The organism is Bacteroides togonis (assembly GCF_900130135.1).
GTDB classification, from domain to species: domain Bacteria; phylum Bacteroidota; class Bacteroidia; order Bacteroidales; family Bacteroidaceae; genus Bacteroides; species Bacteroides pullorum.
Genome location: NZ_LT670820.1, coordinates 3,108,793 through 3,122,995, shown reverse-complemented (window position 1 = coordinate 3,122,995; position 14,203 = coordinate 3,108,793). Strand labels below are relative to the sequence as shown.

11 protein-coding genes are annotated in these 14,203 nt (G+C 49.9%); 6 read left to right on the top strand and 5 right to left on the bottom strand.

The window, feature by feature from the left end:
• Positions 1 to 79: 79 nt before the first annotated feature.
• Positions 80 to 1,162: a FecR family protein gene (locus tag BQ8005_RS13155; RefSeq protein WP_075318380.1), complete on the bottom strand. Its 1,083-nt coding sequence runs from the start codon at positions 1,160 to 1,162 to the stop codon at positions 80 to 82.
• A 669-nt stretch (positions 1,163 to 1,831) separates the two neighbouring features.
• On the opposite strand from BQ8005_RS13155, the gene BQ8005_RS13150 reads away from it, so the two are divergent.
• Positions 1,832 to 2,770 (top strand): hypothetical protein, encoded by a 939-nt coding sequence (locus tag BQ8005_RS13150; protein ID WP_159436257.1) that lies wholly within the window; start codon positions 1,832 to 1,834, stop codon positions 2,768 to 2,770.
• A 23-nt stretch (positions 2,771 to 2,793) separates the two neighbouring features.
• Positions 2,794 to 3,246: a hypothetical protein gene (locus BQ8005_RS13145; protein ID WP_075318378.1), complete on the top strand. Its 453-nt coding sequence runs from the start codon at positions 2,794 to 2,796 to the stop codon at positions 3,244 to 3,246.
• A gap of 72 nt (positions 3,247 to 3,318) precedes the next feature.
• Here BQ8005_RS13145 and argS read toward each other — a convergent pair whose 3' ends face one another.
• Together argS and BQ8005_RS13135 are read right to left on the bottom strand one after the other, a co-directional pair.
• Positions 3,319 to 5,139 (bottom strand): arginine--tRNA ligase, encoded by a 1,821-nt coding sequence (gene argS, locus BQ8005_RS13140; RefSeq protein WP_021846842.1) that lies wholly within the window; start codon positions 5,137 to 5,139, stop codon positions 3,319 to 3,321.
• Between the two features lie 201 nt (positions 5,140 to 5,340).
• Complete coding sequence (locus BQ8005_RS13135) at positions 5,341 to 5,607, bottom strand: HU family DNA-binding protein (RefSeq protein ID WP_021846843.1); 267 nt, start codon at positions 5,605 to 5,607, stop codon at positions 5,341 to 5,343.
• Between BQ8005_RS13135 and BQ8005_RS13130 the strand changes: the two genes are divergently transcribed.
• The 4 genes from BQ8005_RS13130 (at position 5,579) to secDF (ending at position 11,666) form a co-directional block, all read left to right on the top strand.
• Complete coding sequence (locus BQ8005_RS13130; RefSeq protein ID WP_394334104.1) at positions 5,579 to 6,553, top strand: rhomboid family intramembrane serine protease; 975 nt, start codon at positions 5,579 to 5,581, stop codon at positions 6,551 to 6,553. The two genes, BQ8005_RS13135 and BQ8005_RS13130, sit on opposite strands and share 29 nt — an antisense overlap.
• On the top strand, positions 6,534 to 7,424 hold the full coding sequence (locus BQ8005_RS13125) for a rhomboid family intramembrane serine protease (protein ID WP_075318376.1): 891 nt from the start codon (positions 6,534 to 6,536) through the stop codon (positions 7,422 to 7,424). Before BQ8005_RS13130 ends, BQ8005_RS13125 begins: the two co-directional genes overlap by 20 nt.
• A gap of 9 nt (positions 7,425 to 7,433) precedes the next feature.
• Entirely contained in the window at positions 7,434 to 8,537 is a 1,104-nt protein-coding gene (locus BQ8005_RS13120; RefSeq protein ID WP_075318375.1) for an endonuclease/exonuclease/phosphatase family protein, read from the top strand.
• 132 nt (positions 8,538 to 8,669) lie between these two features.
• Complete coding sequence (gene secDF, locus BQ8005_RS13115; RefSeq protein ID WP_075318374.1) at positions 8,670 to 11,666, top strand: protein translocase subunit SecDF; 2,997 nt, start codon at positions 8,670 to 8,672, stop codon at positions 11,664 to 11,666.
• Between the two features lie 142 nt (positions 11,667 to 11,808).
• Here secDF and BQ8005_RS13110 read toward each other — a convergent pair whose 3' ends face one another.
• Both BQ8005_RS13110 and BQ8005_RS13105 read right to left on the bottom strand, forming a co-directional pair.
• Complete coding sequence (locus BQ8005_RS13110; RefSeq protein WP_075318373.1) at positions 11,809 to 12,774, bottom strand: sensor histidine kinase; 966 nt, start codon at positions 12,772 to 12,774, stop codon at positions 11,809 to 11,811.
• Entirely contained in the window at positions 12,771 to 14,141 is a 1,371-nt protein-coding gene (locus tag BQ8005_RS13105) for a sigma-54-dependent transcriptional regulator (RefSeq protein WP_075318372.1), read from the bottom strand. The genes BQ8005_RS13110 and BQ8005_RS13105 overlap by 4 nt, the downstream gene beginning before the upstream one ends.
• Between the last annotated feature and the right edge of the window lie 62 nt (positions 14,142 to 14,203).

The window sequence follows — 14,203 nt, the reverse complement described above, 5'->3', positions numbered from 1 at the left end:
TAGACAGAACCAAACCTTGGGTCTCTCCTGTCAGATGTGTGCATTTCATATTTCCTTTCTCATAGGCAGTCCGTGTTTTTTAAAGATTAGTATTTGGGGTCATAAACAAATGGTAACCATCGGTCGTCTGGCGAATGCCGATGGGATGTATTTTAGCAATTCGTTCGAGCACCTTGGGAAGGGGAACGCTCATATCAATGGTACCCTGTAGCGACAAGTCTTTGACAGAAGGATCGCACGTCAGGTCACAACCGTAATAGAACGACAGACGCTGAAGAATGCTTTCCATGCTGCGTCCCTGCAAAGGGAAATATCCTTGTGTCCAAGCTGTATATTCAGAAGCATCGACCTGACGTTTGGAACGGGCCACGCCGTCGGTCAGGCGAAGAAGTTCATTGGGTTTCACGGCTGTTTCACGCTCGGCATGGTCGGTCACAATGATGGAACCACGTACCAGCACCACTTCCGACTCGCTCATCGACTTATAGGCATTCACGTTGAAGGCTGTACCCGTCACACGAATATCGAAGCCGGGAGTTTTGACAATAAACGGCTGCTCTGTATTCTTCTTGACGTCGATGTAGATTTCACCGTCCACATAGATTTCACGGGTCTTGCCTGCAAATACGCTTGGATAGACCACTTTCGTACCGGCATTGACATACAACGAAGTTCCATCGGCCAGCAATAGCTGGGACGACTTGCCTTTAGGCACAATCAGCTGGTTGTATTCCAACTTCTGTGGAGCCTCTTCCACCTGGCGCTGGTTCACCGAAACCTTACCTTTCTCCGAATAGGCTATGCAGGCATCCTTACCGGCTTCGATACGCTGTTCGGCATGAGTAATAAGCAACACCTGCCTGGCCGTATCGATGGAACACTGGTCGAGCTGGGCAATAGCCTGTTCCAAAGAATGGGACTGACGGTCCATATAGAGTTTTCCACCCCAAAGCACACCCGCCAACAAAGCGGCCGCACAGGCCACTTCGGCATACAGGCGCCACACCTTACTCCGACGGGGAGCGGATTCACGCTGCAAGCGGCGAGCCAAATCGTTCCAGCGTCGGTCAATCTCTTCCTCGGGCACTTCCTTTTCCCGAGACTTGAAGTAGGATACCAACGGATGGCGCCGTGCTTCTTCTATGGGATCTTGTTTCTGCATAATTTCAGATTTCGTTCTGCTATAAAGACGGACAGGAGAGAAAAACCTAATCCTATTTTTGAAGATTTCTTTGTAAAAAATCGCAAAACGCTGAAAGCCAGCTACAAGGAATCATCCAAATAGACAATTTCAACAAGGGTGTGACACCTTGTCACGCAAAAAACAAACTTTTATTATATAGATAACAAATTCGCTAGTCAACTGTTAATGTTAAATTAGAATTAACAGTCACTCTCGCCCGCGCGCGCGTGGATTCTATAAATATAGGGTGTCAAGGTGTCACAGAAAAATATCCTTCACAGGTGTGAAGGATTATCTTTCACAATTATCCACTGTAAAACAGCAACTTATACTCTCGTGAAAGCATGAAACCAATTTGAAAGAAAGCACAAAAAGTCTGTACACCCTTCACCCATTCATGAAATCCCTTTAAGAAAACGATGTTTTCTCTCATAAAAAGTAATGCTTTACACACGAGAAAACGATGTTTTACCGAAAACTATTGCCGGAAAAGAAAAATGCCAAAGCCTACTTTACGACGCTAACTATGGACTTGAGCGGGCTAACTATAAACTTGAGCAGCGTAAAGAGGGATATTATTAAGCCTTCAAGCGCTTGCAGGTATTTGCTTATTTCTGTACATTTGTAGTAATGAAAAATAATTCTGTCATGAAACAATTCATAAACACCTTGCTTCTATTGATCTTTCTTGCCTTTTACTCCCATCCGTCCAAGGCTCAAGAACAAAGGAATGCAGCCACAATCGACTCGCTACTCAAAGTAGTCTTACACAACGACCAGAAAGTGAGACACGATTACAATCAAAGCCATGACCCGAAAGAAAAGGAGATCTATTTGCGCCAATGGGACAGAACCGACTCCATCAACCAGTCGATAGTCCTGCCCATCGTCGACTCCATCATCAACGGCCGGCTTGAAGGCCTGTCGGACAGCAGCTGGAGAGCCTGTTTCATGGTGCTGCAACATGCCGATTCCCAAACTCAACTCAAATACCTGCCGTTCGTAACCGAATACTACCGCAAGGGCCATATCCTGAACTACGAATATCTGATTTATGTGGACAGAATCCACGCCAACCAACGAAAGGCACAACCCTTCGGCAGCCAAAGCGCCGAGTTCCCTAACGGGAAACACATCTTTCTCCCCATGCTTCCCAAAGCCAAGCGTGACTCCTTGCTACAGACACTCGGCATCGCTCCCAAGAGCGTACAAATCAGAAACGGGAAATTCACATTTACCTCCACCATAACAGACGCATCCCTCTCCGCCCTCTCCGCTTTCCAAAGCCAACCTACCGACACTTGTACAACCCGCCAAGAGGTCAGCTGGCTCGAACTGGAGGACAATGAAAGAGGCTTCATCCTGATGGTCAAATCCAACCCTTCCCGCCCCGAAACGGGAAACATAAAAATCTATGCCAACCGGCAATACAGAGGAACAACGGACAAAGACGGCCTCCTCATGTTCAAAACCGACAAAAAGGAAGACATCCAGTCCCTGCGCCTGATTTCTCCCGACGGAAAGGAATGGACACATACGCTGAAACCCTTCTCGCAAGAACAGGACTATATCATAGAAGGTATCTGACAGAAACAATAAAAAGAATCAATATGAAGAAGTTATTCAAAACAGAAAAACGTAGAGACCAGGCAATCGTTCTTTTCTTAGCAATCCTGCTGGCAGGGATATTCTGGGGGATAGCAGGGCCTTTCAATATGACTCACTTAGATAACGTTACTATAAGCCAAGAAACAATCACACTGGAAGGAGGAGATGCAATCCAAATTCCGACCTCCGACATTGCCGAGGTATCCTTAATAGACAAAATGCCACCTGTATCCTTCCGACTGAACGAATCCTCGTTCAAAGGAATCAATACAGGATACTTCATGCTGGGAAACGGAGAAAAATGCTTTCTTTTTTTACGAAATGGCACTCCACCATTTATTCACATCCGTTGCAAAACAGGTGTACCCGCATTCTTCAACCGCAAGAAACCAGATGAAACCAGACAAGTGTACCAAGAAATACTATCAGTCTGCAATCCTAAGAGCAACATTTAAAACAAGAAAAAAGAGGATGTGCTATCCGCACATCCTCCCCTGCTGAAAACTATATCAAATAAGCACTATGGCTTACATACGTTCGGGAACTTCGATGCCCAGCAGGCCCATGCCCAGACGGACTACCTTGCCCACCTCGCGCGACAGGGCGAGACGGAACACCTTGACGTCGGCATTCTCCTCGCGCAGGATGCTGAAGTCGTGGTAGAACTGGTTGTACTCCTTCACCAGGTCGTAGCAGTAGTTAGCAATGCCTGAAGGACTGTAGTCCTCGCCTGCCTGCTTCACCACGCCGGCAAAGTCGGCCAGCATCTGAATCAAACCTTCTTCCTTCGTGCTCAGCTCAATGCCCGAATGAAGCTGCTCGGGGATAACGATGCCTGCTTCGGCCGCCTTGCGCAGGACGGACTGAATGCGGGCGTAAGTATATTGGATGAAAGGACCGGTATTGCCGTTGAAGTCGATGGATTCCTTGGGGTTGAACGTCATGTTCTTGCGGGCATCCACCTTCAGGATGAAGTACTTCAGCGCACCCAAACCTACGATGCGGGCGATGTCGTCGGCCTCGGCCTGCGTCAGACCGTCCAGCTTACCCAGCTCGCCACTGGTTTCCTTGGCGGTGTTGATCATCTCCTCCATCAGGTCGTCGGCATCGACTACCGTACCCTCACGGCTCTTCATCTTGCCTTCGGGCAGTTCCACCATACCATAGGAGAAGTGTACCAAGCTCTTGCCCCACTCAAAGCCCAGACGGTCGAGCAGGATGGACAGCACCTGGAAGTGATAGTTCTGCTCGTTACCCACCACGTAGATCATCTTGTCAATGGGATAGTCGGAGAAACGCTGTTCGGCCGTACCGATGTCCTGCGTCATGTAGACCGACGTACCGTCAGCACGGAGCAGCAGCTTGTGGTCGAGGCCTTCGCCCGTGAGGTCGGCCCACACGGAACCGTCTTCCTTGCGGTAGAAAAGACCTTTCTCCAGTCCTTCGAGCACTTTCTTCTTGCCTTCCAAGTATGTGTTCGATTCGTAGTATATCTTGTCGAAGCTGACACCCATCATCTTGTAAGTCTCGTCGAAGCCGGCATATACCCAGTCATTCATCTTCTGCCACAGGGCACGTACCTCAGGGTCACCAGCCTCCCACTTCACGAGCATCTCGCGAGCTTCCTTCATCAGAGGCGATTCGGCTTCTGCCTTAGCCTTGGCTTCTTCTTCGTTCATGCCTTCGGCCTGATACTTGGCCATCAACTCCTTCACTTCAGCCTTGAAATGTTTGTCGAAAGCTACGTAGTAGTCGCCGATGAGGTGGTCACCCTTCTTGCCACTCGACTCGGGCGTCTCACCGTTGCCATACTTCAGCCAAGCCAGCATGGACTTGCAGATGTGAATACCGCGGTCGTTCACGATGTTGGTCTTCACCACACGGTTGCCATTGGCGGCGATGATGTTGGCCAAGGCGTTACCCAACAGGTTGTTGCGCACGTGCCCCAAGTGGAGAGGCTTGTTGGTGTTGGGCGACGAATACTCGATCATCACCAACGGCGACTGATCTGTAGCTTCAGTCAATCCGTAGTGCGGATCAGCCTGAATGCCGTTGAGCAGCTCGATCCATGCCGACGAAGCAATGGTGAGGTTCAGGAAGCCCTTGATGACGTTGAACTTTGCCACGAGTGAAGGCTCGTTTGCCAGCAGATATTCACCGATTTCCTGCGCCGTCTGCTCGGGTCCCTTCTTCGACATGCGGAGGAAGGGGAACACAACCAGCGTCAGATGTCCTTCAAATTCTTTCTTGGTTTTCTGCAACTGCACCTGTGCGGCAGGCACATCCTGCCCATAGAGTGCTTTCAGTCCGCTGATGACGGACGCTACCAGTTTCTGTTGTATATCCATAGTTTCTAATTATTTCCTGCTGCAAAGATAGTGCAAACCGAGAGAAGCGCAAAGCGGAAAACGAAGTTTTCAAGCTTTCCCATATAAGCGCACCCTAACCCTCAAACAAGAATGGGTCACAAGCCCTCCACAGAAAGAACCGCGAACAAGCCAGCAACCCATATTTCCCTAAAAAACGATACGATCCAATAAATACCTTTATCAGTCGAACGATAATTCCGAACCTGCCTTAAATTTGACAACTTTCTTCGCCGGAATCTCAATCATCTGCTTCGTAGCCGGATTAACTCCTGTACGAGCCGCCCTCTCAGTCACCGAAAAAGTCCCAAATCCCACCAAAGTCACCTTATCGCCCTTCTTCAACGCATCGGCCACTGCCTCCATAAATGCATTCAAAGCCTTTGCAGCATCCGCCTTCGCCATTCCACCACTGGCAGCCATGGCAGCAATCAAATCAGTCTTATTCATAACCTTAGTTCTTTTGAAATGTATATTGTTTAACAAGAAAAGTATTCCGAGCCAGTCCCCACAAAAATATAGTAAATATTCTGAATATCAAATAAAAAGAGAAGAAAAAAGAGCCCAAAAACTGAAAAAGAATCAACAAGATACACTTTTCCTGTTGCATAACAGAATTTATTCGTATTTTTGCAGTCTTGATAAATCAAAAGAATTCTATATGAACAACATTCCGACAGTAACCAAAAATCTGCTGATTATTAATGTACTGATGTTTCTTGGTACGCTTGTAGCCGAAGGCTATGGAATAGATCTTGCCGATTACCTGGGACTGCATTTTGTACTATCCGACCGGTTCAATGTCGGCCAGCTCATCACCTACATGTTTATGCATGCCGGCTTCACACATGTTTTCTTCAATATGTTCGCCGTATGGATGTTCGGACGTATTCTGGAGCAGGTATGGGGTCCCAAGCGTTTTCTGGCCTACTACATGATCTGCGGTATTGGCGCCGGCCTGATACAGGAAGCCGTAACAGCCGTCCGCTACTTCACCATCGAATCGGGTATGAGCCCGGAAGCCATCCAAGCCGTTTTTGAACAGGGATCTAAAGCATTGCAATCGAACATGAATTTTGTAGATCCAGCGATGGCCAGCCTGAATCTGGTGCTAAACTCATCTACGGTAGGAGCTTCGGGGGCGGTATATGCCATCCTGCTGGGTTTTGGCATGCTGTTTCCCAATCAACCCATGTTCATCTTCCCCTTGCCTTTCCCCATCAAGGCCAAGTATTTCGTCATGGGCTACGCACTGATAGAACTCTACTCGGGACTGGCCAACAGTGCCGGCGACAATGTTGCCCATTTTGCCCACTTGGGTGGAATGATTTTCGGATTCCTTTTGATTATGTACTGGAGAAACAAAAACAGAGGAAATGGCTACTATTATAACTGATTTAAAAGAAAAGTTCCGTAGAGGTAACATCTGCCTGCGGTTGGTCTACATCAACGTTGCCGTCTTTGTTGTAGTCACGCTGGTCAGAATCCTGTTCCAATTGTTCAACCATTCATTAAGCAGCTGGATCAGCTGGTTGGAACTTCCAGCCTCGTTCAGTCGCTTCATCATGCAACCCTGGACGATCCTGACCTACATGTTCATGCATGCGGGACTACTGCATATTCTGTTCAACATGTTGTGGCTCTACTGGTTTGGAACCCTGTTCCTGCAATTCTTCTCCGCCAAACACCTGCGTGGCGTATATTTGCTGGGAGGTATCTGCGGAGGATTGCTCTATATGGTGTCTTACAATGTATTCCCCTATTTCCAATACATGATAGAAGGCTCTTTCCTACTGGGAGCATCGGCATCGGTATTGGCCATTGTTGCCGCTACCGCATATAGAGAACCTAACTATCCGATACAGCTCTTCCTGTTTGGAACCGTTCGGCTGAAATACCTGGCCCTGATTGTTATCGGTATGGACCTGCTCTTCATCACCTCCAGCAATGCAGGAGGACACATTTCCCACCTTGGTGGAGCATTAGCAGGTTTGTGGTTCGCAGCTTCCCTTAGCAAAGGAAAAGACATCACCGCATGGATCAACCGTTTGCTGGATAGCATAGAAGGTCTCTTCAGTCCCCGCCCTCGCAAACCGAAGATGAAAATAAACTATGGCGGAAACCGTCAGAAAGACTACGAATATAACGCACGGAAGAAAAGCCAGTCGGACGAAATAGACCGCATCCTGGAGAAGCTGAAGAAATCGGGATACGAAAGCCTGACTGCTGAAGAAAAGAAAAGCCTGTTCGATGCCAGCAAAAGATAAACAACGCACATGAAACTTCTCCGAAATGTTGCAGCACTCACAATCGGAGCCGTGAATGCCGCTTTCACAGTGGCATTTCTGCTCACGGCCTACAGTCCTTATATTCAACCAGTCGAGCATCCGTTGCGATCCTGTCTGGGCCTGGCTTTCCCTATTTTCCTGATAGCAAACATCTGCTTTTTGTTTTTCTGGCTGATCATACAACACTACAAGCTGGCTCTATTGCCGTTGGCTGGAATGTTGCTGGCATATCCGCAGATACGCACCTACATGCCCGTCAATTTCCATACCGACCACCTGCCGGAAGAAAGCCTGAAAATCCTTTCATACAATATCATGGGCTTTGACGGATGCACGAAAAAAAACGGGAAAAACCCTATACTCACCTATCTTCAAGAGAGCGGAGCTGACATTCTGTGCCTGCAAGAATATGCCACTTCCAACTCCAAACAACATTTGACACAGAAAGATATCGACCACGCCCTGAAAGATTATCCCTACCACCGTATCGACAAATTGGGAAATTCGCAAGCTTCCACGAACCGCATAGCCTGTTACTCAAAATACCCCATCCTATCCACTCGCAAACTGGATTACAAAAGCAACTACAACGGCTCGGTCGTCTATGAACTGAAAATAGGGAAAGACACACTGACCCTCATCAACAATCATCTGGAGTCGAATAAACTGACCAAAGAAGACAAAGTCGTCTACGAAGACATGCTGGCCTCTCCCCAACGCGATAAAATGGAAAGCGGTGCGCGCCTGCTGCTGGGAAAGCTGGCCGAAGCCTCAGCCCTGCGCGCCCCACAAGCCGATGCTATAGCTCAGGCTGTCGAACAGTCGAAATATTCCACTGTCATCGTCTGCGGCGACTTCAACGACACCCCCATCTCGTACACCCACCGCGTAGCCAGTCAAGGGCTGAACGATGCCTTCACCCAATCGGGACAAGGACTGGGCATTTCGTACAATCAGAACAAGTTCTATTTTCGCATTGACCATATCCTGACCAGCAAAAACCTGCAAACCTATAACTGCACAGTGGACAAAAGCATCAAAGATTCTGACCACTATCCCATCTGGTGTTACTTCACTTTCAAAGAGAAATAACAGCGTCAAGGCTTCTGAGATTTAAAAAAATAAGGCCACGAAGTAATATATTGTGAAAAAAGAACTATATTTGCAGCCTTGTAAATGCGTAGAAATTAATCAATAAAGTAATCATAATAAACTAAAAGTAACATGCAAAACAAAGGATTTGTAAAGGCTTTTGCCATACTGCTGACCTTGGTATGCGTGTTCTACTTATCGTTCTCTTTTGTTACCCGCCACTACACAAACAAAGCACGGGAGATAGCAAACGGAGATCCGAGAGTGGAGCAAAGCTACTTGGACTCACTGGCCAATGAAAAGGTTTGGTTATGGAACTGGAGCCTGAAAGATTGTAGAGAGATGGAAATCAGTTTGGGTCTGGACCTGAAGGGTGGTATGAACGTCATCCTGGAAGTTTCTGTACCCGATGTCATCAAGGCACTGGCAGACAACAAGTCTGATGAGACATTCAACCAGGCACTGGCTACAGCTGCCCAGCAAGCTACTACCAGCCAAGATGACGTCATCACGCTTTTCATCAGAGAGTATCACCGTCTGGCTCCGGACGCTCCGCTCGCACAGCTGTTCGCTACCCAGCAACTGAAAGACAAAGTCAATCAGAAGTCGACTGACGCAGAAGTAGAAAAAGTACTGCGCGAAGAAGTAAAAGCCGCTGTAGACAATTCATATAATGTACTTCGTACCCGTATCGACCGCTTTGGCGTGGTTCAGCCCAACATCCAAAGTCTGGAAGACAAAATGGGACGTATCATGGTAGAACTTCCAGGTATCAAAGAACCTGAACGTGTAAGAAAATTGTTACAAGGTTCTGCAAATCTGGAATTCTGGGAAACTTACAACGCCAACGAAATCGCTCCTTACATGCAGTCGGCCGATGCCAAGCTGCGCAGCCTGCTGGCCGCCAACGATACGACCAATACAGCCGCTGCCATCGACACAACTGCTGCCGTTGCCGCAACAAGCGCAACCGACAGTCTTGCAGCTGCTCTGAAAGGTGAAAGCACTGCCGCACAGGAAGCTGACCTGGCTCAGTACAAGAAAGATCACCCGCTGCTTGCCATTCTGCAAGTAAATCCCAATGTTGGTCCGATTGCAGCCTATGCGCTGGCTAAGGATACAGCTGAGGTGAACCGCTACCTGGCTATGCCCGAAATACAAGCCGAGTTCCCGAAAGATCTCCGCCTGAAATGGGGTGTATCAGCTGCTGCTTTCGATCCCAAGAAACAAACCTTCGAACTGTACGCCATCCGCTCGACAGAACGCAATGACCGCGCTCCTCTGGAAGGCGACGTGATTGTAGACGCTAAGGATGACTTCGACCAATATGGCAAGCCGTCTGTAAGTATGTCTATGAATACCGACGGTGCACGCCGCTGGGCACAGTTGACCAAGAAAGTGGCTGTTACGCAAGGTTGCATCGCCATCGTATTGGACGGTTACGTATATTCTGCTCCGACTGTATCGAATGAAATCACCGGCGGTAACTCACAAATCACCGGGCACTTCACTCCCGAAGAAGCCAAAGACTTGGCTAACGTGTTGAAGTCTGGTAAGATGCCCGCTCCGGCACACATCGTTCAAGAAGACATCGTAGGTCCGTCACTGGGTCAGGCTTCTATCAACGCCGGTATCATTTCGTTCATTGTGGCATTGGTGCTGCTGATGATTTATATGTGTACCATGTACGGCTTCATTCCGGGTATGGTTGCCAACGGCGCCCTCGTGCTGAACATGTTCTTCACACTGGGTATCCTTTCATCGTTCCAGGCCGCATTGACCATGTCTGGTATCGCCGGTATGGTGTTGTCACTGGGTATGGCTGTGGATGCCAACGTGTTGATCTATGAACGTACGAAAGAAGAGCTCCGCGCAGGCAAGGGCGTGAAGAAAGCCTTGGCCGACGGTTACTCCAACGCCTTCTCGGCTATCTTCGACTCGAACTTGACTTCTATCCTGACGGGTATCATCCTGTTCAACTTCGGTACAGGTCCTATCCGCGGTTTCGCTACAACACTGATCATCGGTATCCTGATTTCGTTCTTTACCGCAGTATTTATGACCCGTCTGGTTTACGAATACTTCATGAACAAGGACAAGTGGCTGAACCTGAGTTTCCACACCAGCGTTTCCAAGAACCTGATGCAGAATGTTCACTTCAACTTCATGGGACGCAACAAGACGTGGCTCACTACAACGGCTATCGTCATCGTAGTTTGTCTGGGCTTCCTCTTTACACGCGGCCTGAGCCAGAGCATTGACTTCACCGGTGGACGTAACTTCAAGGTACAGTTTGAAAAGCAGGTAGAGCCCGAACAAGTTCGTGAACTGATCTCCAGCCGCTTCGGCGACGCTAACGTGAGCGTCATTGCCATCGGTACGGATGGTAAGACGGTACGTATCAGCACCAACTACCGCATCGAAGAGGAAGGCAACAATGTTGACTCTGAAATCGAAGCTTATCTGTACGAAACGCTGAAGCCGTTGCTGACGCAGAACATCTCGCTGGAAACCTTCATCGACCGCGAGAACCACACGGGCGGTAGTATCATCAGCTCACAGAAAGTAGGTCCGAGCATCGCAGACGACATCAAGGTATCGGCCATCTGGTCTATCGTGCTGGCTGTGATCGTTATCGGTCTGTACATCCTGCTCCGCTTCCGTAACATCGCCTACAGTATCGGTTCTGTAGCCGCTCTGTGCTGTGACACCATCGTCATTCTGGGTGCCTACTCCATGTTCTGGGGTATCCTGCCGTTCTCGCTGGAAATCGACCAGACGTTCATCGGTGCCATCCTGACAGCTATCGGTTACTCTATCAACGATAAGGTGGTAATCTTCGACCGTGTACGTGAGTTCTTCGGACTGTATCCGAAGCGTGGCAAGTACCAACTGTTCAACGACTCACTGAACACGACGCTGGCCCGTACCATCAACACCTCACTGAGTACGTTGATCGTGCTGCTGTGTATCTTCATCCTCGGTGGTGATTCCATCCGCAGCTTCGCTTTCGCCATGATTCTGGGTGTGGTATTCGGTACGCTGTCTTCACTGTTCGTCGCTTCTCCGATCGCATACTCGCTGATCAAGAAGAATGCTACCGAACCTGCTGAAGAAAACAAGAAATAAACCGTTTGTTTCCGACTATACATAGAAACGGGGACGCTCGAACTGAGCGTCCCCGTTTTTTTACGTCTTTTTGGCTGCTGAAATACCTCAGCGGGCTGGGAACTGCGGTAAAAAGCTCCCGACCTATATATAAATCAACGTTCTAGTTAAAGAGCAAGGTGAAGCACGTGCCCTGCCCCACAACGGACTCCACTGTGATATTACCGCCATGGCGGTTCATGATTTGCTTGCAGAGGCTCAGGCCGATCCCCTGACCACCGGGCTTGGTTGTGAAGAAGGGCACAAACACTTTGTCTACCACGTCGGGCAGAATGCCATCGCCGTTATCGCTGACGGTGATGCGGCACTGCCACGACTGAGCAGGCAGTACGCGGACATCGATACAGGGCTCCGAGCGGCGGGTGCAGGCCTCGCGTGCGTTCTTCAATAGGTTAATGAGTACCTGCTCCACCTGCGTACGGTCTATCTGGAGGGTGCGGTCGTCGGCGGGCAGATAGATGTGAATATAATCTTCGGGAAAGAGCTTGCGCAGGTCCTGAAGCAGTTCTACGAGTGACACGGGACGGCGGACGGGGGCAGGCAGGCGAGTCAGCTTGCGGTAATTTTCCACAAACTCCAGAAGCCCTTTGCTGCGGCGGTGGATAGTCTGCATGCCCTGGTGCATCAGGCTATAGCTACGCTCGTCTACTTCGCGCTCGCACAAAGTTTCGGACAGGGAGATAATGGGGGTCAACGAGTTCATGATTTCGTGCGTCAGCACACGGATCAGTTTCTGCCAGGCAGTCATTTCGTTGTGCTCCAGCACGCGGGTGCGGAAGTTGCGCATGGCTTCGGACAATTCGCCCACCATCTGCTCCATCGAACGATTGCGATAGGGCGAACGGAAAGAGAGCATCATGTCGTCGAAACGCAAGCTTTCGGCCAGGTGGCGCATCATGCGTATCTGCACCATCTGCATACGGTAGAGGTTGATGCCTACAGCCACAAGTACGAGAAACACCATCAGGGCACTGAACCACAACTCCCGGACAGCCAGCAGGTAGACACCCACAGCCAACAGGGCAATGGCGAGGATATGGAGAGCGACGATGAAGGAATAACGTCTCATAGGCCTAATTTTTCTATTTTCCGGTACAGAGCAAACCGCGTGATCCCCAGATACTCGGCTGCCTTGGTCATGTTTCCCTCGCTCAGGCGCATGGCACGCTCCACGGCCTGCCGCTCCAGCTGCTCCAGATTGAGCACTTCCATCTCCTCCTTGTGCGAACGAGTGGGAGCCGCGGCCTGGAAGACGAAGTTCTCGGGGCGCAACAGAGAGCCATCGCCCAGGATGACAGCACGTTCCATCGTGTGTTGCAGTTCGCGCACGTTGCCCGGCCAGGCGTAGCGCAGCAACTTGTTCTTGGCCTCACGCGTCAGGCCGCGCATTTCCTTTTGGTATTTGCGGGCATAGCGTTGCAGGAAGTGATCGGCAAGCAGCAGGATGTCGTTACCGCGTTCGCGCAGAGGCGGAATGTGCAGTTCGATGGTGTTGATGCGGTAGAGCAGGTCCTGGCGGAAGCGTTCTTCCTCCACCATGCGACGGATGTCGGCATTGGTGGCGCAGATGAGCCGCACGTCGATGGATGTACTCTGCGTGCTGCCCAGCCGGCTGATCTGCCGCTTCTCGATGGCGGTAAGCAGCTTGGCCTGCATGGGTAGAGACAAGTTACCTATCTCGTCCAGAAAGAGCGTACCTCCCGTAGCCACCTCCATACGCCCCGCCTTGGCCTTGCGGGCATCAGTAAAGGCGCCTTTCTCGTAACCAAACAACTCGCTTTCGAACAGTTGTTCGGGGATACTACCCAAGTCGATGGTGACGAAAGGCTTTCCCGAGCGAGGTGAATGGCGGTAGAGCAGGCGGGCGATGATGTCTTTTCCCGTACCGTTCTCACCAAGAATCAGGATGTTAGCATCCGTGTCGCGCAGCTTCTCCACCGTATCAAAGATGGCCCGCATGGCATCCGATTCGCCGATGATGCGTTCGTCGGCATTGCCGTCGCTCAGGGCTTCCACCTGCTCCTTCAGCAGGTTTACTTCGCGTTGCGAGCGGCGCAGCTTCATACCCGAAGACAACGTGGCCAGCAGCTTTTCCTTCTCCCACGGTTTGGGAATGAAGTCCGTAGCTCCCGCTTTGATGGCCCGTACAGCCTTATCGGTATCCGAATAAGCGGTCATGAAGATAACCACCGCCTGCGGGTCTATGTGCAGAATCTGTTTCAAACAGTCGAAGCCTTCCTGCCCGCTCACCACATCGCGGCTGAAGTTCATGTCCAGCAGGACAATGTCGGGCTGGAAAGTTGTCATGAAATATTCCAGCCGCTCAGGACCGGTGATGACCTTTATCTTCTCGGCGTAAGGCTCAAGCAGTAAATTGAGGGCGAAGAGCACATCCTCGTTGTCATCTACAATCAATATCTTACCAAATTTCTCCATAATCATGATACATTGTGTGTCGGGACAAAGATACGTATAATATCCGTGTGCTGTACGTGCGC